This is a genomic window from Methylobacterium iners, from assembly GCF_022179305.1.
GTDB classification, from domain to species: Bacteria; Pseudomonadota; Alphaproteobacteria; order Rhizobiales; family Beijerinckiaceae; genus Methylobacterium; species Methylobacterium iners.
Genome location: NZ_BPQP01000067.1, coordinates 33,557 through 52,162 on the forward strand (window position 1 = coordinate 33,557; position 18,606 = coordinate 52,162).

19 protein-coding genes and 1 riboswitch are annotated in these 18,606 nt (G+C 73.3%); of the genes, 5 read left to right on the plus strand and 14 right to left on the minus strand.

From position 1 onward, the window contains the following. Nucleotides 1-24: 24 nt before the first annotated feature. The 3 genes from MFF55_RS19875 to MFF55_RS19885 all read left to right on the plus strand — a co-directional run bounded on the left by MFF55_RS19875 (nucleotide 25) and on the right by MFF55_RS19885 (nucleotide 2,610). Nucleotides 25-744 (plus strand): cytochrome c biogenesis CcdA family protein, encoded by a 720-nt coding sequence (locus MFF55_RS19875; RefSeq protein ID WP_238245842.1) that lies wholly within the window; start codon nucleotides 25-27, stop codon nucleotides 742-744. 271 nt (nucleotides 745-1,015) lie between these two features. Beyond that, nucleotides 1,016-1,759 carry a PIG-L deacetylase family protein gene (locus tag MFF55_RS19880; RefSeq protein ID WP_238245843.1) on the plus strand — a complete coding sequence of 248 codons (744 nt, stop codon included), beginning with the start codon at nucleotides 1,016-1,018 and terminating at the stop codon, nucleotides 1,757-1,759. Continuing rightward, complete coding sequence (locus MFF55_RS19885) at nucleotides 1,756-2,610, plus strand: glycosyltransferase family 2 protein (protein WP_238245844.1); 855 nt, start codon at nucleotides 1,756-1,758, stop codon at nucleotides 2,608-2,610. Before MFF55_RS19880 ends, MFF55_RS19885 begins: the two co-directional genes overlap by 4 nt. A gap of 10 nt (nucleotides 2,611-2,620) precedes the next feature. Here MFF55_RS19885 and hmuQ read toward each other — a convergent pair whose 3' ends face one another. Further along, nucleotides 2,621-2,956, minus strand: a complete 336-nt coding sequence (hmuQ, locus tag MFF55_RS19890; protein WP_238245845.1) for a heme-degrading protein HmuQ — start codon at nucleotides 2,954-2,956, stop codon at nucleotides 2,621-2,623. A 404-nt stretch (nucleotides 2,957-3,360) separates the two neighbouring features. On the opposite strand from hmuQ, the gene MFF55_RS19895 reads away from it, so the two are divergent. After that, complete coding sequence (locus MFF55_RS19895) at nucleotides 3,361-3,759, plus strand: helix-turn-helix domain-containing protein (protein WP_238245846.1); 399 nt, start codon at nucleotides 3,361-3,363, stop codon at nucleotides 3,757-3,759. A 4-nt stretch (nucleotides 3,760-3,763) separates the two neighbouring features. Here the strand turns inward: MFF55_RS19895 and MFF55_RS19900 are convergent, their stop codons facing one another. From MFF55_RS19900 to cbiE, 4 genes are read right to left on the minus strand one after another with little or no spacing between them, the layout of a single operon-like run. Further along, nucleotides 3,764-5,077, minus strand: a complete 1,314-nt coding sequence (locus MFF55_RS19900; protein ID WP_238245847.1) for a cobyrinic acid a,c-diamide synthase CobB — start codon at nucleotides 5,075-5,077, stop codon at nucleotides 3,764-3,766. Then, a complete protein-coding gene (cobM, locus tag MFF55_RS19905) occupies nucleotides 5,074-5,844 on the minus strand; it encodes a precorrin-4 C(11)-methyltransferase (RefSeq protein WP_238245848.1) in 771 nt (256 codons plus the stop codon). Before cobM ends, MFF55_RS19900 begins: the two co-directional genes overlap by 4 nt. Then, the gene (locus MFF55_RS19910) at nucleotides 5,841-6,260 is read right to left on the minus strand and encodes a cobalamin biosynthesis protein (RefSeq protein ID WP_238245849.1); all 420 of its coding nucleotides are present in this window, start codon (nucleotides 6,258-6,260) and stop codon (nucleotides 5,841-5,843) included. Before MFF55_RS19910 ends, cobM begins: the two co-directional genes overlap by 4 nt. Continuing rightward, the gene (gene cbiE, locus MFF55_RS19915; RefSeq protein ID WP_238245850.1) at nucleotides 6,239-7,465 is read right to left on the minus strand and encodes a precorrin-6y C5,15-methyltransferase (decarboxylating) subunit CbiE; all 1,227 of its coding nucleotides are present in this window, start codon (nucleotides 7,463-7,465) and stop codon (nucleotides 6,239-6,241) included. Before cbiE ends, MFF55_RS19910 begins: the two co-directional genes overlap by 22 nt. Before the next feature lie 14 nt (nucleotides 7,466-7,479). Between cbiE and MFF55_RS19920 the strand changes: the two genes are divergently transcribed. Continuing rightward, nucleotides 7,480-8,238: a cobalt-precorrin-6A reductase gene (locus MFF55_RS19920; RefSeq protein WP_238245851.1), complete on the plus strand. Its 759-nt coding sequence runs from the start codon at nucleotides 7,480-7,482 to the stop codon at nucleotides 8,236-8,238. Between the two features lie 14 nt (nucleotides 8,239-8,252). Here the strand turns inward: MFF55_RS19920 and cobJ are convergent, their stop codons facing one another. From cobJ to MFF55_RS19965, 9 genes are all read right to left on the minus strand, one after another. Beyond that, nucleotides 8,253-9,038 carry a precorrin-3B C(17)-methyltransferase gene (cobJ, locus tag MFF55_RS19925; protein WP_238245852.1) on the minus strand — a complete coding sequence of 262 codons (786 nt, stop codon included), beginning with the start codon at nucleotides 9,036-9,038 and terminating at the stop codon, nucleotides 8,253-8,255. Then, nucleotides 9,035-9,826: a precorrin-2 C(20)-methyltransferase gene (locus MFF55_RS19930; protein ID WP_238245853.1), complete on the minus strand. Its 792-nt coding sequence runs from the start codon at nucleotides 9,824-9,826 to the stop codon at nucleotides 9,035-9,037. The genes cobJ and MFF55_RS19930 overlap by 4 nt, the downstream gene beginning before the upstream one ends. Then, entirely contained in the window at nucleotides 9,826-10,458 is a 633-nt protein-coding gene (locus MFF55_RS19935; RefSeq protein WP_238245854.1) for a precorrin-8X methylmutase, read from the minus strand. The genes MFF55_RS19930 and MFF55_RS19935 overlap by 1 nt, the downstream gene beginning before the upstream one ends. Further along, nucleotides 10,455-11,741, minus strand: coding sequence for a precorrin-3B synthase (gene cobG, locus MFF55_RS19940; protein WP_238245855.1), 1,287 nt, complete (start codon nucleotides 11,739-11,741; stop codon nucleotides 10,455-10,457). Before cobG ends, MFF55_RS19935 begins: the two co-directional genes overlap by 4 nt. Nucleotides 11,742-12,048: 307 nt before the next feature. Continuing rightward, entirely contained in the window at nucleotides 12,049-15,576 is a 3,528-nt protein-coding gene (gene cobN, locus MFF55_RS19945; RefSeq protein WP_238245856.1) for a cobaltochelatase subunit CobN, read from the minus strand. A gap of 25 nt (nucleotides 15,577-15,601) precedes the next feature. Next, nucleotides 15,602-16,636, minus strand: a complete 1,035-nt coding sequence (cobW, locus tag MFF55_RS19950) for a cobalamin biosynthesis protein CobW (RefSeq protein WP_238245857.1) — start codon at nucleotides 16,634-16,636, stop codon at nucleotides 15,602-15,604. Then, entirely contained in the window at nucleotides 16,633-17,010 is a 378-nt protein-coding gene (locus MFF55_RS19955) for a DUF1636 family protein (protein ID WP_238245858.1), read from the minus strand. Before MFF55_RS19955 ends, cobW begins: the two co-directional genes overlap by 4 nt. Further along, nucleotides 17,003-17,734, minus strand: coding sequence for a CbtA family protein (locus MFF55_RS19960; protein ID WP_238245859.1), 732 nt, complete (start codon nucleotides 17,732-17,734; stop codon nucleotides 17,003-17,005). Before MFF55_RS19960 ends, MFF55_RS19955 begins: the two co-directional genes overlap by 8 nt. A gap of 28 nt (nucleotides 17,735-17,762) precedes the next feature. Then, the gene (locus MFF55_RS19965) at nucleotides 17,763-17,954 is read right to left on the minus strand and encodes a CbtB domain-containing protein (protein ID WP_238245860.1); all 192 of its coding nucleotides are present in this window, start codon (nucleotides 17,952-17,954) and stop codon (nucleotides 17,763-17,765) included. 37 nt (nucleotides 17,955-17,991) lie between these two features. Beyond that, a riboswitch (cobalamin riboswitch) is annotated at nucleotides 17,992-18,183 on the minus strand. Nucleotides 18,184-18,606 lie beyond the last annotated feature (423 nt).

An 18,606-nucleotide genomic window follows, 5' to 3' on the forward strand; every position in this document is an offset into this window, starting at 1 on the left:
GAAACGCCCCCTTGAGGACGGAGGTTGAAGATGAGCCTGGGGCTGGCCTTCCTGGCAGGGCTTCTGTCCGTCCTGTCGCCCTGCGTCCTGCCGTTGCTGCCGATCGTCCTCGGGGCGGCCGCCTCCGAGCACCGCCTCGGCCCGGCCGCCCTGGCGGCCGGGCTCGCGCTCGCCTTCGTCGCGGTCGGCCTGTTCGTCGCGACGGTCGGCTTCGCCATCGGCCTCGACAGCGACGTCTTCCGGCGCGGATCGGCCCTGCTGCTGCTGGCGCTCGGGCTCGTCCTGCTGATCCCGGCCGCCCAGACGCGCCTTGCCGTCGCGGCCGGACCGGTCAGTCACTGGACCGAGGCCCGGTTCGGCGGGTTTTCCCCGACGGGCCTGCCGGGCCAGTTCGGGGTCGGGCTCCTGCTCGGGGCGGTCTGGAGCCCCTGCGTCGGACCGACCCTGGGCGCGGCCTCGCTCCTCGCCGCGCAGGGTCGCGACCTCGGCGCGGTCGCCGCGACGATGCTGCTGTTCGGCCTCGGCGCCGCCCTCCCTCTCGTTTTCCTGGGAATGCTCTCGCGCGCGACGATGCTGCGCTGGCGCCACCGGATGATGGGGCTCGGCGCCGGGTTCAAGGCAGCGCTCGGCCTCGTCCTCGTCGTCACTGGCCTCGCGGTGGTGCTCGGCTACGACAAGGCGGTCGAGGCGGTTCTCGTCGAGGCCTCCCCCGATTGGCTGACACGGCTGACCACGCGGTTCTGACGAGGGGTCCCCGTCCTTGATCGTCTGAAGGCGCTACATCTATGTGAATGCTCCGGCCAGCGACGCGCCGTAAGGCTGTTCCCGCTGGATGGGCGTCCCCCGTTTTCATCCGGCTGGTGCCGCCGGTCGAACATCCCCCGATCGCTTGAACCGGCGGTGCCTTTTTTTCCTGTCCGGCGCAGCGCCGGGCCTTGAGCATCGGCGCGCGAGGGTGCAGGCACCGTTCCCGGTCTTCGGCCGGTCGAAGAGCCGAACGGGGTCCCCATCGCCGATGCACGCCGCCGCGTTTCTCGCCGCCGCCGAAGCCCTTCCGGTCGGCGATCTCGACACCCTCGCGGGGGATGGCGGCATCGTCGTCGCCGCCCCCCATCCCGACGACGAGAGCCTCGGCTGCGGCGGACTGATCGCCGAGGCCTGCGCGCGCGGGCGATCCGTTCGCGTGGTGATCGTCAGCGACGGCTGCGGCTCGCACACCCATTCGGCGAGCTATCCGCCCGACCGTCTGCGATCCCTGCGCGAGAGCGAGACCCTGGAGGCCGTGGCCGCGCTGGGCTTGGCGCCGGAGCATGTCCGCTTCCTGCGCCTGCCCGACGCGCATGTGCCGAGCGAGGGGCCCGTCGCGGAGGAGGCGGCCGCGGCCATCGCCGAGGCGGCGCGCGACTGCGCCGCGGGCGCGGTCTTCGTGACCTGGGCCCATGATCCGCATTGCGACCACAAGGCCTCGGCCGCGATCGTCGCCGGGGCCCGGCTTGGGGCGGCACGCCTCTTCGCCTATCCGGTCTGGGGCTGGTCCCTGCCCGAGGATCTGGAAGTCGGCGCAGGCCCCGAGGGATACCGCCTCGACGTCACCCCGCACCTTCCCGCGAAGGCCGCGGCCATCGCCGCCCACCGCTCGCAGACGACGGATCTGATCGCCGACGACCCGACCGGCTTCCGCCTCGAACCGGCGATGCTCGTCCGCTTCGCCCGCCCGCACGAAATCTTCATCGCGATGCGTCCAGGGATGCCCTCGTGACCCCTAGCACCAGCGTCGTCACTCTGAACAAGGGCCGAGGCGCGCATCTCGCGCGCCTGCTCGAAGGTCTCGCCCGCGGCGCCCCGCCGGACGAGTGCATCGTCGTGGACATGGATTCCGAGCCGGTGCCGCTGCCCGAACTCGGCTTTCCGATCACCCGCGTCGCGCTGCCGAGCGCGGGCCTGCCGCTGGCCCGGGCCCGCAATGCCGGACGCCGGGCGGCCCAGGGTCGGCACCTCGTCTTCCTCGACGTGGATTGCATCCCGTCCGCCGACCTCGTCGCCCGCCTGTCGCGGGACCTCGACGAGGCGGACGGGATGGTGTGCTGCGAGGTGCGGTACCTGCCCGCCGGTGCGGTCGGCGCGAACTGGACCGAGGCGGGCTTGAGCGCGGTCGGGCACACGCATCCCGTCCGGCGCTTCCCGCGGGAGGGGCTGGCGCGGACGGACAATCCCGGCCTGTTCTGGTCGCTCGTCTTCGGGGTCCGGGCAGAGACCTTCGATCGGCTCGGCGGCTTCGACGAGGCCTTCGACGGCTACGGCGCGGAGGATACGGACCTCGCCTTCCGGGCCGAGGCAGCGGGCGTGCCCGTGCTCCTCAGCGCGAGCGGCCGGGCCTTCCACCAGCACCACGCCGCCTACGACCCGCCCCTCCAGCATTTCGCCGACATCGTCCGCAACGCCCGGCGCTTCCACGCCCGCCACGGGCTCTGGCCCATGGACGGCTGGCTCGACGCCTTTGCCCGACTCGGCCTCGTGTCACCGCGGAGCGGGGGCGACCTCGTCGTCCTGCGCGCGCCGAGCCCTGCCGAGATCGCCGCCGCGCGGCTGCCGCCTGAAAGGCCGTTCTAGGGGCGTCCTGTCAGGCCGCCGCGTCGGCGTCCGAGCGGGCGACGGTCTGGATCGTCTCGAAGCCCTCGAATTGCGGATGGCCGAGATAGAGCGGCTTCGTCGTCGGCACCCGGCTATGGGCCTTGCGGAACTGCTCGGACCGGGTCCAAGCCTCGAAATCGGCCCGCGAGGCCCAGACCGTATGCGAGGCGTAGAGCACATGGTCCTCGTGCTCGGGCCCGCGCAGCAGCTGGAACTCGACGAAGCCGGGCATCTCGCCGAGGTGGCTGTCGCGCCCGAGCCAGACCTGCTCGAAATCCTGCGCCGAGTCTTTGACCACCTTGAAGCGGTTCATGGCGATGAACATGCGATCGTCTCCGTTGTCGTTGCGCACAATCCTATCGCGTCGCGGAGCGAACCGAAATCGTTCTCTTCGTCGCTCATCAGCCCCGCGAGTCAAGGCAAAGACGCTGCGGCTACTCGCGCGTTCCCCCAGAAAGACTTTGGCGCTTAAACGTTTTGCCTACGACGACCTCAGTTTCGCTGCGGATTTGTACGGAAAGGCACGATGTGCCGCTTGCATTTTCATCCGGGTTCGTGGTCAAGCTAGAGCTTATTCCGCCATTCGCGGGAGGTGAGGAGGCGACGTTTCACCGAGGCAAGGCCCGATTGGGCCATCCGCCCCGTCGAAACGTTACCAATGTCGGGGGTGCGCGCAGGATCACGAGTCCAGCCTGCGTGCCGTTTTCCAGCGGACTGAATCGAGAGACGATGCCTAAGCAGACCACCGACGTCGATCGCCTCGTGGGCTTGCGGATCACGGCGTTGCGCAAAGCACGGGGCCTGAGCCAGACGGCTCTCGGAACAGCCGTCGGCGTGACGTTCCAGCAGGTCCAGAAATACGAGAAGGGGCAGAACCGCGTCGGCGCGGGCCGTCTGCGGGAGATCGCCCGCCTGCTCGAAGTGCCCGTGTCCGCCTTCTTCGAGGAGGACGAGGCTGTCGCCGGGCATCAGACCGACGTGTTCGGCTTCCTCGGCACGCAGGGGGCGATCGAGCTGCTGCGGGCCTACGCGACCATCGACGACGACCAGCTCCGTCGCGATGTCCTGGCGATCGTGCGGACAGCCGCGCGGCTCGGGAAGCACAGCGCTCCGATCGCGGTCGCCTGACCCCTCAGGTCCCCGCGATCAGGTGGAAGAAGCTGCCGGTGACGCGGCCTTGCCGATGGCCGGCAAGGCCCAGCGGCACGCCCTCGGCATCGGTGACCTCCGCCAGCGCCAGATCCAGTCCCGGCCGCGGCGTCAACTCGCTCGCGTAGTGGAATTCGTGCCCGACGAGGCGTGAGCCCGCGGGGCCGAGCACAGCGTCGGCAACCAGCGTCGCGACGCGGTAGCCGAGGTGCAGGCGCCGCGTCCGATAGGACGTCGCGACGGGCAGGAGCCCGGCCATCGCGTGCGCGACGCCGTCGGCGTCTTCCAGGCTTTCGCCGAGCACCATGTAGCCGCCGCACTCGCCGTGGACGGGACGATCCGTCCCGAAGGCGCGAAGCCCGCCGAGAAACCGGGAGGCCGCGGCGATTCGGCCGGCATGCAGCTCCGGATAGCCTCCGGGAAGCCAGCAGGCGTCGCAATCCGCCGGCGGGGCTTCGTCGGCCAGCGGCGAGAACGGCACGAGCTCGGCGCCCAATTCCCGCCAACCCGCCTCCATATGCGGGTAGAGGAACGAGAAGGCCGCGTCCGAGGCCACCGCGATGCGTTGGCCCGGCGGGCGAGGCAGCGCACCCGCGATCAGCGCCGGACCTTCCCGGGCGGCGGCCAGGATCGCGTCGAGGTCGAGTCCCGCCTCGGCAAGGTCCGCGAGGTGGTCGAGGCGGGCCTCGAGATCGCCGGTCTCCCGCGCTTGGACGAGGCCGAGATGCCGTTCCGGCAGGACGAGGCCGGCGTCGCGCATGAGGGCGCCGAGCACCGGAATGCCGACCCGCGCGAGTCCCGCCTCGACGAGCCGCCGGTGGCGGGCGCTCGCGACCTTGTTCAGGATCACGCCGGCGATCCGGATGCGAGGGTCGTAGTGCACGCAACCGAGCGCCATCGCGGCCGCCGACTGCGCCGCGCCCGAGACGTCGAGGACGAGCACGACCGGCCAGCCGTAGCGCGCGGCGATGTCGGCATTGGCGCCGGTCCGGCCCTCGCCCGCGACGATGCCGTCGAACAGGCCCATGGAGCCCTCGGCCACGACGATGTCCGCTTGGCCCGAGACGAGCGCCGCCACCGAGTCGAGCAACGCGTCGGGCATCGCAAAGCTGTCGAGATTGAAGCTCGGGAACCCCGTCGCGGCTTGGTGGAAGGCCGGGTCGATGTAGTCCGGCCCGCATTTCGCGCCCCGCACCGCGACTCCGCGCCGGCGCAGGGCCCGCATCAGGGCGAGCGTGACCGTCGTCTTGCCGGAACTCGACCGGGGCGCGGCGATCAGGAGGCCGGGCGCGCTCATGAGGCGCCTCCGCCGGTCGGGCGGAAGCGGCGGTCGTACTCGGTCGAATAGAGCGCGCTTTCGCGGAAATCGGTCGCGCCCAGCGCCGGCCCCACCAGGATGATCGCCGTGCGCTCGAGCCCGGCCTCGGCGACCGCCGTCGCGATCGTGGCGAGCGTCACCTCGAGCACGCGCTCGTCGGGCCAGGTGGCGCGAAAGACCACGGCGGCAGGGCAATCCGCTCCGTAGAAGGGCGTGAGTTCGGCGACGATCGTTTCGATCACGTGGATCGACAGGTGGAGCGCGAGAGTGGACCCGGTCGCGGCGAAGGCGGCGAGACGCTCGCGCTCGGGCATGGCGCTGGCCCGTCCCGAGGTGCGGGTGAGGACCACGGATTGGGCTAGTCCCGGCACGGTGAGTTCACGACCGAGCACGGCGGCGGCGGCGGCGAAGGCCGGCACGCCCGGCGTGACCGTGTAGGGAATGCCGAGCCGGTCGAGCCGGCGCGTCTGCTCGGCGAGCGCGCTCCAGATCGAGAGGTCGCCCGAATGGAGCCGGGCGACGTCCTCGCCCCGCTCATGGGCGGCACGGCACTCCGCGATGATCGCGTCGAGGTCCAGCGGCGCGGTGTCGACGATGCGGGCGCCCAGCGGGCACCAGCCCAGGATCTCGGGCGCGACGAGGGAGCCGGCATAGAGGCAGACCGGCGCTCGGGCGATCAGATCCCTCCCGCGCAGAGTGATCAGGTCCGCGGCACCCGGGCCCGCGCCGATGAAGTGGATCGTCATCCTCGCGCCTCCGGGGGCCTTGCTGCGAGGGCGCAGGTCGCGCCGGCGCTGGCGATGCGCGGCAGGACGAGGACGGCGCCCTCCCCCGCGGCGGCCAGCGCCGCGGCCTCGGCCACCGAGCCCACGCCGCGGGAGGCCTCGATCCGGACCGAGCGGGTCGGCACGCGGGAATCGACGGCGGCGAGGGCCTCGGGCTCGACCGCAACCGGCACCAGGCCGAAGGTTTCCGCCGTGCGGCGCAGGGCCGCCTCGCCCGCCCGGTCGGCGGCGGTCGCCACCACTTGAAGCTCGCCCGGGATCAAGGCGAGCGCTCGCCGGACCAGCCCGACGATCTCTTCCGTCTCCGTCCGCCGACGGAAGCCGATGCCGGCGACGAGCTGCAGGCCCGAAATGCTCACGGCTTCGTCCAGACCCATTGCGTCACCGGCATCGCGCTGCGCCAGCCGTGCATCCCGCCGACCGGGTCGGCGCGGCTGATCGCGAGGCGTCGCAGGGCACCGCCCATCTTGGCGAAGCGGTCGAGCAGGGCCGCCTCGCCCTCCAGGGTGACGGCGTTGACGACGCAGCGCCCGCCCGGTCGAAGGGCGGCGATCGCCGCGTCGAGGAGACCCGGCTCGGAGACGCCGCCGCCGACGAACACGGCATCGGGTGGGTCGAGGCCGTCGAGGGCGTCCGGGGCGCGGCCCTCGACGATTCCCAGGTCGGGCACGCCGAGCGCCCCGGCGTTGCGCCGGATCCGCTCGGCCCGGTCCGCGCGCGCCTCGATGGCGATCGCCCGGCTGGCGGGATGGCGCAGGCACCACTCGATCGCCACCGAGCCGGCGCCGGCGCCCACGTCCCAGAGCAGGTCGCCGATCCGGGGCCTGAGGGCGGAGAGGGTGATCGCCCGGACCTCCGCCTTGGTGAGCTGCCCGTCGTTCTCGAACCAGCCATTGTCGAGACCGGGGCTGAGCGGGATCACCCGTGCGCCCGCCCCGGCGGCCACCGTGATCGCGACGGTGTTGAGCGGGTCGATCCCGGACAGCGTGAAGGCAGCGGCCTTCTCCTCGCGGATGCGCTCGCGCGGCCCGCCCATCGATTCGAGAACGATGAGCCTCGAATCGCCGAAGCCGCGCTCGGTGAGCAGGCCCGCGATGGCGGCGGGGGTCGTCTCGTCCCAGGAGAGAACGAGCAGCCGCGCGCCCGGCTGCAGGTGCGGCACGATCCGGGCGAGCGCCCGACCGTGCACCGTGAGACAGGCGCATTCGGCGAGCGGCCAGCCGAGCCGGGCGCAGGCGAGGCTGAAGGCGGACGGGGCCGGGAAGGCGGCGATCTCCCGGGCCGGCACGAGACGGGCGATCTCGGCGCCGATGCCGTAATGGAAGGGATCGCCGCTGGCGAGCAGGCAGGTCGGCCGCCCGCGCCCTTCGAGGATCTCGGCATAGGCCTCGTGGATCGGGCTCGGCCAGGCGCGGGTCTCGGCGGCGAGCGGCGCGGCGAGCGCAAGATGGCGGCGCCCGCCATAGACCCGCTCGGCACCGTCGAGGGCCGCCGCCGCAGCCGGACTCAGGCCAGCCCGGCCGTCCTCGCCGATGCCGACGATCGCGAGCCAGGGAGCGCTCGACAGCGGCCCGGCGCTCATCGAGAAGCATCCCCATGCCTGACGGAATTCTGCGCCTTCTCATCCTCGGCGGCACTGGCGAGGCGAGTTCCCTGGTGAGTGGCCTCGCCGCGATATCGCGGTTCGCCGTCACGCTCTCGCTCGCCGGCCGCACCGGCGCGCCGAAGCCCGAGCGCGTGACCACTCGGGTCGGCGGATTCGGCGGCGCGGATGGCCTTGCCCGCTGGCTCAGGACGGAGAACGCCGACCTCGTCATCGACGCGACGCATCCCTTCGCGGCGCGGATGAGCGCCAACGCGGCCCACGGCTGCACCGCGGCAGGTGTCCCGCTGCTGGCGATCCGGCGCCCCGCCTGGCCTCGCGAGGCCAGGGACCACTGGATCGAGGTCGGGGACTTTCCTGCCGCCGCGGCCGCGATCGGCGAGACCCCGCGAAAGGTCTTCCTGACGATCGGCCGGCAGGAACTCGGCGCCTTCGCCAGCGCCCCGCAGCACGACTACGTGGTGCGCACGATCGAGCCCATCGGCGACGGACTGCCCGTGCCGCGCCTCACGGCCATCACCGCGCGCGGCCCCTTCGATGCGGCGGTCGAGGCGGGATTCCTGGCGGAAGCGGGGATCGAGGTGCTGGTGAGCAAGAATTCCGGCGGGCCGGCCACCTACGGCAAGATCGCCGCGGCGCGGGCGCTCGGCCTGCCGGTGGTGATGGTGCGCCAGCCGGTGAAGCCCGCGGTGCCCTCGGTGGCGGATGCCGAGGCCGCGCTGGCCTGGCTCGCGGAGTTCCGCAGAACCTGAGCGGCGGTGCGGGCTCACGCCGCCTTCCCCGACCCGACGCTGCGCGGCGTGTAGACGAAGGGCTGCGTCCCCTCCCCGCGCGCTATGAGCCGCGTCGTGGAAGCACCGATGATCACGAGGGTCGCCATATCGGCCGGAGCTTCGCGCGCCTCCTCCAGGGTGAGCACGCGGATGCTCTCGTCCGGCCGGGTGACGGCACGGGCCAGGATCACCGGCGTCTCAGGCCGTCGAATCTCGGCCGCGAGACCCAGCGCCCTGCCAAGCTGCCAGGGCCGGGCCGAGGAAATCGGGTTGTAGAGGGCAATCACGAGATCGGCCCGCAGCACCGCCTCGAGGCGGGCGAGGATCACGTCCCAGGGCTTGAGATTGTCCGACAGCGAGAGGGCGCAGAAATCGCCTCCGAGCGGCGCGCCGAGCCTAGCGGCCGCAGCGAGCATCGCGGTGATGCCGGGCTCGACGCTGATCGCGAGCTCTCGCCAGGTCGTATCGCCGGTTTCGATCGCCTCGAACAGGGCCGCCGCCATCGCGAAGACACCGGGGTCGCCCCCCGAGACGATGGCGACTCTCCGGCCCGATGCGGCGAGTTCGAGGGCGTGGCGCGCCCGGTCGACCTCGACGCGATTGTCGCTGGCGTGCCGCATCAGGCCCGGCCGCTCCGGCACGCGGGCGACGTAGGGATGGTAGCCGATCAGGTCCTCGGCCTGGGCCAGGGCCTGCGTCGCGGCGGCGGTGAGGAGGCGCGGATCGCCGGGGCCCAGGCCGACCACCGTGATGCTGCCTCCAAGATCTCCTGCGCTCACGGCCGGCGGCCTTCGCCGGGCACCAGCACCATGGAGAAGTAGGGCGCGGCATCGTCGGACTTCTCGGCGAGCGGCAGCACGCGCTCGCCCGCCATGGTCCCGCGCTCCACGTAGATGGCGCGGGCGAGCAATCCCGCCTCGTCGAGAGCGGAGCGCACCTTGGGCAGGTGGCGGCCGAGCTTCATGATCACGGCGGCGTCCGTCGCCGCCAGACGCGCCACCAGGGCGGCCCGGCCCAGCGTGGCGGGGAGCACCGTCAGCACGTCGTCGCCCCAGGTGATCGGGGTCGCCGCCCGGGTCCAGCAACCGGACATGCCGGTGACGCCGGGCACGACCTCGACGGGAAAGCGGTCCTTCAGCCGGCGCCAGAGATGCATGAAGGAGCCGTAGAAGAACGGATCGCCCTCCGAGAGGATCGCGACGTCGCGGCCGGCGCCGAGATGGTCGGCGAGCTGCCCCGCCGCGTCGTCGTAGAAGGCGGCGAGCGCACCGATGTATTCGGGATCGTCCGGCGGCAGCTCGGTCGTGTAGGGGTAGACGAGCGGGAACTCGCGCGAGGCGTCGCGCATCACCGCGTCGGCGATGGTGCGGGCGTTGCCGCGGCGGCCCTTCTTGCAGAAATGCACGAGCACCGGCGCCTGGGCGAGCACGCGCATGGCCCGCACCGTCAGGTAGTCCGGATCGCCCGGCCCCATGCCGACGCCGAACAGCGTGCCCGTCACCGCGTGCACGGGCGCCTCCGGACCCTCAACCGGCTCCGCGACGGGAATGCGCTCGCCCGCCTCCATCACTCGATCTCGCTGGCGAGCGCGTTCACGGCCGCCGCCGTCATGGCGCTGCCGCCGCGGCGGCCGTGAACGACGACGAAGGGCACCCGCCCATCGCGGGCGAGCGCCTCCTTCGACTCGGCCGCACCCACGAAGCCGACGGGGATGCCGATGATTGCGGCGGGCGGCGCCACGCCCTCGTCGAGGAGCTCGAGGAGCCGGAACAGGGCGGTCGGCGCGTTGCCGACGGCGACGACGCTGCCGGGCAGGTGTTCGCGCCAGAGCTCCATCGCCGCGGCCGAGCGGGTGGTCTCCATCCTGGCGGCGAGGTCCGGCACGCGCGCGTCGCCGAGCGTGCAGAGAACGGGATTGCTCGCGGGCAGGCGCGCCCGGGTGACGCCATCGGCGACCATGCGAACGTCGCACAGGATCGGCGCGCCGGCCCGCAACGCCGCCGCACCCGCCTCCGCGAAGCCCTCCGACATCTCGACGTCGCGGGGCAGGTCGGTCATGCCGCAGGCGTGAATCATGCGCACGACGACCCGCTCGGCCGTGCCTTTGAACCGGGCGAGGTCGGCCTCGGCGCGGATCATCGCGAAGGAGCGGGCGTAGATGGCTCCGCCGTCGCGCAGATAATCGAGGCGCGAACTCATGACGGTGTCCTGAAGGCCTGATCGAGGGGGAGGGTCGCGTCGGCCCTCCTTACGCGGTCCAGCGCCGCCTCGAAAGTCATTCGAATCGCCGGCAACGCATCGGGGCCGCCGCGCAGGACGATCCCGTAGGCTCCGCCTTCCCCGACGAGGGTGAGGTCGGAGGGCGCCAGATGAGCGCAGCCCTTGGCGCAACCGGAGACATGCGCCCGCAGGCCCCGCGCGGCGAAGGGGCGAAAGGCCTCGGCCAGTTGCGCGGCGTCCGGCAGCGTCGCCGTCGTGCCCGAGGCACAGGCCGGCGCGCCGGGGCAGGCGGCGACGGCGCCGCGGGGATCGTCGGGCGCCAGAACGAAGCCGTGTCCGGCGAGCGCCTCGGAAGCCGCCCGCGCGGCCGCCTCGTCCCGCGTCGTCAGCACGAAACCGCGGCTGGCCGAGAGGCGGATGGCGTCGCCGCCGAGCCGGGCGGCCCAGCACGCGAGCTGGAGGAGAGCATCCGCCGTGCAGCGCCCGAAGGGCGCGTCGAGGGCGAGGGTCAGACCTTCGCCGGCCCGCGCCAGCCCGGGACGGGCAGCCTCGGCGCCGCCCGTGGGCTCCGGCGCGGGAGGCAATTCCCCCGCGAGACGACGCCGTGCCTCGGGCGCGAGGTCGCGAAGGCGGCGCGCGCCGCTGCGGGCGAAATCGCGGAGGATCGACGCGACGCGCGCCGGCGCCCCTCCCTCGGCGATCCCGCCGAACCAATCCGAGCCCTCCTCCGCGGCGAGCCCCAGCGCCAGCGTGCCCGGCGCGATGGCGACGAGCCGGAGATCGGCGTCGCTTCCCGGCCCGTCCCGTCGGCCCGGACGCGCCTCGATCGCCACCAGGGTCTTGGGAGGCAGGCCGGCGATGCCGACCCCAGCGGCCTCGATCGCGCGGGCAAGGCCCTCGACATCGATCCACGCGTCTGCATCGAGCCCGGCGCGAGGATCGGTGAGCGTGAGGCGCTGGGGGCCGCCGTCATCCCGAACGTCGCCCAGGCCGACCGCGCCGAGGGCCTTCGCCAGGGCCGCGCGCGTAGCCTCGCCCACGCCGCGGATCTGGAGGTTGGCGCGGGCCGTGACGTCGATATGCCCGTTGCCATAGGTCCGGGCGGCCTCGGCGACCGCCTCGGCCTGCCGCGGCGTCAGGCGCCCGAGCGGCGGATGCACCCGCGCCAGCAGCCCGTCCCCCGTCGGCATCGGACGGGCGAGGCTCGGGCACCAGCCGCGGCGGGTGGGCGCCTGCGGCGCGACGCGGCGCGGCATGGTCATGGTGTGCCTCCGAGAGAACCGCAGGCGGCACACCCGGAGTCACTCTGTTGGAGGACGGCGCGGTTGCGAATGACGTTCGCACAGCGGTTGTCATTCCGGGGCTGCGCAGCAGAGCCCGGAACCCAGAGCCGCTGACCTGGCAATCTGGAGAACCACCGATGGCTCTGGGTTCCGGGCTCGCCTGCGGCGCCCCGGAATGACACAGGTGGGTGAACAAGCGACTGCGTCAGTCCGGTGCGCGTCCCCCTATTACCGACTTGCAGAGAGAAGCGATGCGCGCGATCGGCGCTCTCAGCTGAGAAGGGCCTCACTCCGCCGCCTCCCGGATCAGCTCGTCGGCGGCCATCGCATTGCGGCGGCTCTGCCAGAGGCCGCGGCGGCGCAGGTCGTCGAAGCGTTCGAGGATGGCGCGGGCGGCCTCCGGGTTGGCCGCCTGCAACGCATCGAAGATGTCGGGATCGCCGATCATCGCCCCGTAGAGCCGGTCGAGATCGGCATGGCTGACGGCGTCGGTGGTTGCGGCCAGCACGAAGACCGCGTCGACGCCCTGCGCCAGTTCCTGCGCGCCGCGGTAGCCGTGGCGGAGCTGGGCGGCGATCCAGCGTGGATGGCCGAGCCTGCCCCGGATCAGCCGGGCCGCGTCCTCCCGGGCGGTGCGGGCGCGGGGCGCCTCGGGGACGGAGACGTCGAGGCTGTAGAGCGCGGGCCGGCCGCCGGTGAGAGCGGCCGCGGCCGCGAAGCCGCCCATCGCCTCCGCGGCGGCATCGCCGTCGAAGAGGTCGCGCTCGGCCACGTCGAAGGCGTGCCAATAGGCGTCGGCGCCGGCGACCCGGGCCGCGAAGCCGTCATCGGCCCCCTCCTCCGGTCCGCCATAGGCATGGGATGTGGCCTCGAGATAGGCACGCCCGAGGTCGTCGCGGCTCGCCCAGACGCCGTCGAGGGCCGTCTCGCCGGCCCCGGCGCCGTAGCGACCCGGCGCGGCGCCATAGACCCGGGCCGCGCCCTCGCCCCGGCGGCGGGCGGCGGCGAGCGGGTTCTCCTCGTCCTCCTCCTCGCGCTGGGCGACGGCGCGGGCGGCGCGGTCGAGGAGCGCGAGCGTCTCCGGGAAAGTGTCGCGAAAGGCGCCCGAGACCCGCAGCGTCACGTCGATCCGGGGCCGGTCGAGGAGGGCCAGGGGCAGGATCTCGAAGCCGGTGACCCGGGTCGAGGCATGGTCCCAGGTCGAGCGCACGCCCATCAGCGCGAGGGCATGCGCCACGTCCTCGCCGCCGGTGCGCAGCGTCGGCGAGGCCCAGAGATCCATGACGATGCGGGCGGGATATTGCCCCTCGTCCTGGAGGTGGCGGCGCACGACCGCCTCGGCCGCCCTGACGCCGAGCTCCGTCGCCGCCCGGGTCGGCAGGGCGCGGGGGTCGAGGGTGGTGAGGTTGCGCCCCGTCGGCATCACGTCGGTGCGGCCGCGCGACGGCGAGCCGGCCGGGCCGGGCGGCACGAAAAGTCCGTCCAGCGCCGCGAGGAGCCCCGCGCGCTCGCCGGCGGCGCAGGCCTTCACGTGGTCCGAAGCGCTGGCCTCGGCCTGCCCGAACACGTGCAGGCCCTCGCGCATCGTGACCTCGCCGAGATCGCAGAGATGGGCGTCGAGCGCGGTGAGCGCATCGGGCATCGGCGTGTCCGCCGCGATCCCGGCGCCGGCGAGCAGCCCGGCCGATCCCGCCTCGTCGAGGATGGTGCGGCTCAGGATCGCCGCCCGGCGCGGATCGAGGACGGAGGCGGCGGAGTACTCCTCCACGAGTTCGCGCAGGCGCGCGGCTTCCGGGTCGAGCCCGGCCCCTCCCGTCTGGGGTGTCAGGTGGCCGAGCGCAATGCCGCCGAGCCGGCGCTTCAGGGGCGCGGCCTCGCCGGGGTCGTCGACGATGAAGGGGTAGACCACCGGCAGCGCGCCGATGGCGAGCGCAGGCCAGCATCCGGGCGACAGGGCGACGGCCTTGCCCGGCAGCCACTCGGTGGTGCCGTGGGTGCCGAGATGGATCAGCGCGTCGAAGCGTTCCCGCAGGCCGAGATGGAAGGCGAGATAGGCGTGGGTCGGCGGCTCGTCCGGGTCGTGGTAGCCGGCCTTGCGGTCGGCGGCACGGCCCCGGTCGGGCTGAAGGAAGATGGCGACGCGCGGGGTGTCCCCTCCCCCTTGTGGGGAGGGGCAGGGGTGGGGGTGGCTGGGCGACCCTGTGTCGAGGCCAGCGGAACCGCCCCCACCTCCAGCTCCTCCCCACAAGGGGGAGGAGAGGTGCGCCCCATCATCTGGAACGACCATCCGGAACCGGAAGGCGCTCTCCTCGCACAGCGGATCGGCCTCCGGCTCGCCCCACCGCGACAGCAGCGTGTCGCGATCGACCGGCGGCAGCGTCGCGAGCCAGGCGCGATAGGCGTCGAGCGCGACGGTGAACCCGGCCCCGCCGCCGGTCAGCGCCCGCATCAGCGCATCGGGCTCCGGAGCCTCGCCGACGCCGTATCCCGCCTCATCGAGGGTCGCCAGGATCGAGCGCACGCTCTCGGGCGTGTCGAGGCCCACCGCGAAGCCGGCCCGGCCGCCGCGGGCCGGGTAGTCGGAGAGCACGAGCGCCAGGCGCCGCTCGGCCGGCGGGGTCCGGGCGAGCCGGATCCAGGCGGCGGCACGGTCCGCGAGGGCCGCGATGCCGCCGAGGTCGGGCATCGCCCGGCGTTCGCCCTCTGGCCCCTCCTCCTTGAACGAGATCGGGAAGCCCGCCAGCCGGCCGTCGAACTCCGGCAGCGCCACCTGCATCGCGAGGTCGGCCGCGCTCAGGCCGCGCGCGGACGCCTCCCAGGCGGCGCGGGATGCGCCGACCGTGAAGGCCTGCAGAACGGGGCAGTCGGCCGCGTCGAGCACGAAGCCGGCATCCTCGCGCGCGGAGAACGCCGTCGCCGCGATGATGAGATCGGGCCCGACGGCGATGATCACGTCGCGCAACGCCGCGAGGGCCTCCGGGTCCTTGAGGCTCGACACGGCGACGACCACGGAGGCGATCCCGCGGAGCCCGAGCGCCTGGGCCAACGCCGCGGCCGGCGCCGTGTCGCCGCCCAGAGCCGCCGAGCGATAGATCAGGATGAGCGCGAGCGGGCTGTTCCGACTTGTCGGCGCCCCTCCACGGCCAGCAACGGTGTGGCCCGAGCGCGGGTCCTCCCTCTCCCCTTGGGAGAGGGAGCCTCGCGCGGGCTCGACCACGTGGCGTCCGGCCGCCAGGGCCGTTTCCAGGGAAACCGGGCCGCAGCCCGGGCAGCAGACGAAGCCGCGCGGCAGCGGCCGCGGCGGCGCGGCGGAGATCGGCCAGCCGATTTCGGCGGCGAGCCGACGCAGCATCTGCCGTAGATTGTCGGGGCCGCCGGCGCGGAAATAGGCGTCGAGCTCCTGCGCGAGATCGGGCGGCACGGTCGAGAAGGCGTCGAGGCGCGGGTCGGGCCGGTCATCGCCGGGCAGCACGGCGAGCCTGACGCCGTTCGCCCGGGCGGCTGCCGCCGCGCGCTCCACCCCGTAGCGCCAGTAGTCCAGACCGCCCAGGCAGCGGATCACCACGACCTTCGAGCGGGCGATCACCGCGTCGACGTAGAGATCGACGGACATCGGGTGGCGGAGCCTGGCGAGCTTGGCGAGGCGAAGCGATGGGAAGGCTGCCCCGGCGCCCTCGGCCGCATGCGCGTTGCCGATGCCGACGAGGTCGGAATCCGTGAAGGACAGGAAGACGATGTCGCCGGGCGACTGGCCGAGATCGATGGCGGCCTCGCCCTCGTCGAGGGAGACGGTGTCGACGCGGATCAGGTGCATGGGCTCACCTCATCCCCCAAGCGCATCACCCTCCGAGGGCGGCGGCGACCGCGTCCCGGTCGAAGCCCTTAAGGCCGATCACGACGAGGCGGCCGTCGCGGGGCTCGCTGCGCGACCAGGGCCGGTCGTAATGGTGGGCGATGCGGGTGCCGACGCCCTGCACGACGAGGCGCATCGGCTTGCCGGAGACCTCGGCGAAGCCCTTGATCCGCAGCACGCCGGCCGTCTCCGTCGCCCGGGCGACGCGGGCGGCGAGGTCCTCGGCCGTGGCGCTGGCGGCCACGGGAATCGCGACGGAATCGAAATCGTCGTGGTCGTGGTCCTCGCCCTCCCCGTGATGGGAGGGCCGGGCGTCGAGGTCGTCCTCCGCCGCGGCGCCGAGGCCGAGCAGCACGCGCGGATCGATGCGGCCGTGCTCGGTCTCGACGAGCTTCACCGCGCGGGGCAGATGCGCCTCGATCGTCGCGCGCACGGAGGCGCGGGCCGCCTCGTCGAGGAGGTCGGCCTTGTTCACCACGACGAGGTCGGCGCAGAGGAGCTGGTCCTCGAAGACCTCCTCCAGGGGGTTGTCGTGGTCGACGCTCGTATCCGCCGCGCGCTGGTCGGCCAGCGCGGCGGGATCGTCCGCGAACATCCCGGAGGCGACCGCCGGCCCGTCGACCACGGCCACGACGCCGTCGACGGTGACGCGCGAGCGGATCGCCGGCCACAGGAAGGCCTGGACGAGGGGCTTCGGGAGGGCGAGGCCGGAGGTCTCGATCAGGATGTGCTCGGGCGGGTCGGCGCGCTCGAGGAGCTTGTTGAGGGCCGGCACGAAATCGTCGGCCACGGTGCAACAGATGCAGCCGTTGGCGAGCTCGACGATGTCCTCGTCGCCGCAGCCCTGGATGCCGCAGGCGGCGAGGAACGAGCCGTCGAAGCCGATGTCGCCGAACTCGTTGACGATGATGGCCAGCCGCCGCCCGCCCGCGTTCTCGACGAGGTGGCGCACCAGCGTCGTCTTGCCCGCGCCGAGGAAGCCCGTGACGATGGTGCAGGGGATCTTGGTCACGAGGGTCATTCAGCGGCGTCCGGAAGGTTCTGGTTCAAGGGCGGGATGCGGGCGACGACGCCCTTGCGGAAGGCCTCGGGCCGCGCCTTCCAGGGCACGATGCCGTCGGGCGTCTCCGCGTAGAGGCCGATCCCCTCGAGGATGGTCCTGGCGGATTCCGCCGGGTCGAGGTCGCCGTAGACGTAGGTCCAGCGGCCCTCGGAGGCGACGGCGACCGTGCAGGGCCGCTTGCAGACGGAGAGGCACTCGACGCCCTCGATCCGGGGCCCGGCGGGGCCGGCCGCCTCGCGAAGCGCCGCGAGCAGGCGGGCGCCGGCGCGGGGCTCCGACGCGTCGTTCGCGCCGCGGCAGGTGGTGCAGACGTAGAGGATGGTGTCAGGCACGGGCGGCCACCGTGCGCGAGCGGCCGAAGCTCTGCCAGGACCAGCCGAAGGCGAGCCCGATCGCCGCCCAGAACACGAAGGAGACCGCCAGCGAGCGGGCCGCGAAGGAGGCGGCGTAGCCGGCCGGCAGCGTGCCGCTCGCGTGGTCCACGCCCGGCGCCCCGGCGAGATGGGGCGCGACGATGAGGACGAGGCCGCCGAGGATGGCGATCGGCACCCGGCGGATCGCGATGAGGTAGAGGCCCATCGCGGTGGCGGCGGCCGTCATCACCCACCAGAACTGGCGCTCGGCCAGCGGCGCGGCCCCCATGCCCGGCAGCTCCGGCGGCAGGCCGATCGCCGGGGCGAGCGCCACGGCGAGGAAGCCGGCGACCGCGAAGCGCAGGCCGGTCTCGGGGCTCGGCTCGCGGCCGCAGGCGAGGAGCGCGGCGCCGAGCAGAAACGCGTAGCCCACGGCGCCGACGAGGGTGGCGAGCGCGGTGAAGGCCATGCGCGGCAGGCCGGCTCCGGGCGCCCAGACCGCCCCCTCGCCGTGATGCGCGCCGGCATCCGCGTGGACGGGCACGATCAGCGAGGCGAGGCCAGGCGCGTCGAGCGCGGCCTGTCCCTCGTAGCGCTCGGCCGCGAGGATGAGCGGCGAGGTCAGCGTGAGCTGCAGGCCCGTCGCGACGACGGCCGCGAGGAAGCCGGCGACCAGCGCCGCCGACACCAACCGGATGATCATGGAAAACCCCTCGTCCGACGCGACGCGGTCAGTGGCAGGGGAAGTTCTGCGCGTGCCGGAAGTCGTGGGCGGCGTTGTGCAGCTCGGCGGCCGGCGCGAAGCCCGCCATGAACACGAGCCCGAGGCCGAGGAAGGCGGCGAGAAGCACGGCGCCGAGGCGCTCGTTCGTGCGGGCGCCGGCGAGGGTCAGGGTCGAAGTCGGCAGAGGTGAAGTCGACATGATGCACGTGTCTCCGGCCGCCCCGCCGGCGGCGTTCGAGGATCGCGGGGGAACGGCAGGTCTCCTGGCTCGCGGGTCGCCGCGCCCGCCGCCTTCCCGGATCGCTCCAGTGGCCGATGGCAGGCGCTCGCCGCTCACAGTTGCGGGGGCAGCCGCGGAATCGAGGTCGCCCTCTCACCGCATTCCCTTTTCACCCCGTCGCCGGGGCACCGTTCCGAACCGCTTCTACGCGCTCCCGCCGGCGCTTACAACGAGGAAGCCTCGCGGCGGCGCGGGTCGGAACCCGGGGTGACGACGATCCTGGGACTGCAGGGGCCGCAGCAGCCGCGATCCCTCGGCGCCCGGAATCAGGTGCCCCGTGCCGGCGCCGGTAGGTCCGGGCCCTGCCGCACGCGTCATCGGCTCCGCGCGCTGCGAGCGCCGGAGGCATGGCTGGCGAGGGGTAACGCGGGACGCCGCGGAACCACCTGAGCTGTCAGTACATGCCGGTCCCCCGGCGTCCCGCAGCACGGGTGTCGGCCCGCGCTGCTCGCGCGTCGCGGTGTGTCGGCGGCCCTCGCCCTGCGCCAGCGCTGAACCCCGGTTCTCTTGCATCCCGGGCCGCTGCAAGGCTCTCTCGCGTGCCGCCTCGTTGTGGGCGGTCACCGCAGGC

Coding starts and splice junctions, on each gene's coding strand:
- MFF55_RS19935 (WP_238245854.1), bottom strand. CDS start 10,458: ATGAGTTCGCGCCTCGATTATCTGCGCGACGGCGGAGCCATCTACGCC.
- cobW (WP_238245857.1), bottom strand. CDS start 16,636: ATGACCCTCGTGACCAAGATCCCCTGCACCATCGTCACGGGCTTCCTC.
- MFF55_RS19920 (WP_238245851.1), top strand. CDS start 7,480: ATGCCTGACGGAATTCTGCGCCTTCTCATCCTCGGCGGCACTGGCGAG.
- MFF55_RS19960 (WP_238245859.1), bottom strand. CDS start 17,734: ATGATCATCCGGTTGGTGTCGGCGGCGCTGGTCGCCGGCTTCCTCGCG.
- MFF55_RS19930 (WP_238245853.1), bottom strand. CDS start 9,826: ATGGAGGCGGGCGAGCGCATTCCCGTCGCGGAGCCGGTTGAGGGTCCG.
- hmuQ (WP_238245845.1), bottom strand. CDS start 2,956: ATGTTCATCGCCATGAACCGCTTCAAGGTGGTCAAAGACTCGGCGCAG.
- cobN (WP_238245856.1), bottom strand. CDS start 15,576: ATGCACCTGATCCGCGTCGACACCGTCTCCCTCGACGAGGGCGAGGCC.
- MFF55_RS19895 (WP_238245846.1), top strand. CDS start 3,361: ATGCCTAAGCAGACCACCGACGTCGATCGCCTCGTGGGCTTGCGGATC.
- MFF55_RS19900 (WP_238245847.1), bottom strand. CDS start 5,077: ATGAGCGCGCCCGGCCTCCTGATCGCCGCGCCCCGGTCGAGTTCCGGC.
- MFF55_RS19910 (WP_238245849.1), bottom strand. CDS start 6,260: ATGGGTCTGGACGAAGCCGTGAGCATTTCGGGCCTGCAGCTCGTCGCC.
- MFF55_RS19965 (WP_238245860.1), bottom strand. CDS start 17,954: ATGTCGACTTCACCTCTGCCGACTTCGACCCTGACCCTCGCCGGCGCC.
- cobM (WP_238245848.1), bottom strand. CDS start 5,844: ATGACGATCCACTTCATCGGCGCGGGCCCGGGTGCCGCGGACCTGATC.
- cbiE (WP_238245850.1), bottom strand. CDS start 7,465: ATGAGCGCCGGGCCGCTGTCGAGCGCTCCCTGGCTCGCGATCGTCGGC.
- MFF55_RS19880 (WP_238245843.1), top strand. CDS start 1,016: ATGCACGCCGCCGCGTTTCTCGCCGCCGCCGAAGCCCTTCCGGTCGGC.
- cobG (WP_238245855.1), bottom strand. CDS start 11,741: ATGACCATGCCGCGCCGCGTCGCGCCGCAGGCGCCCACCCGCCGCGGC.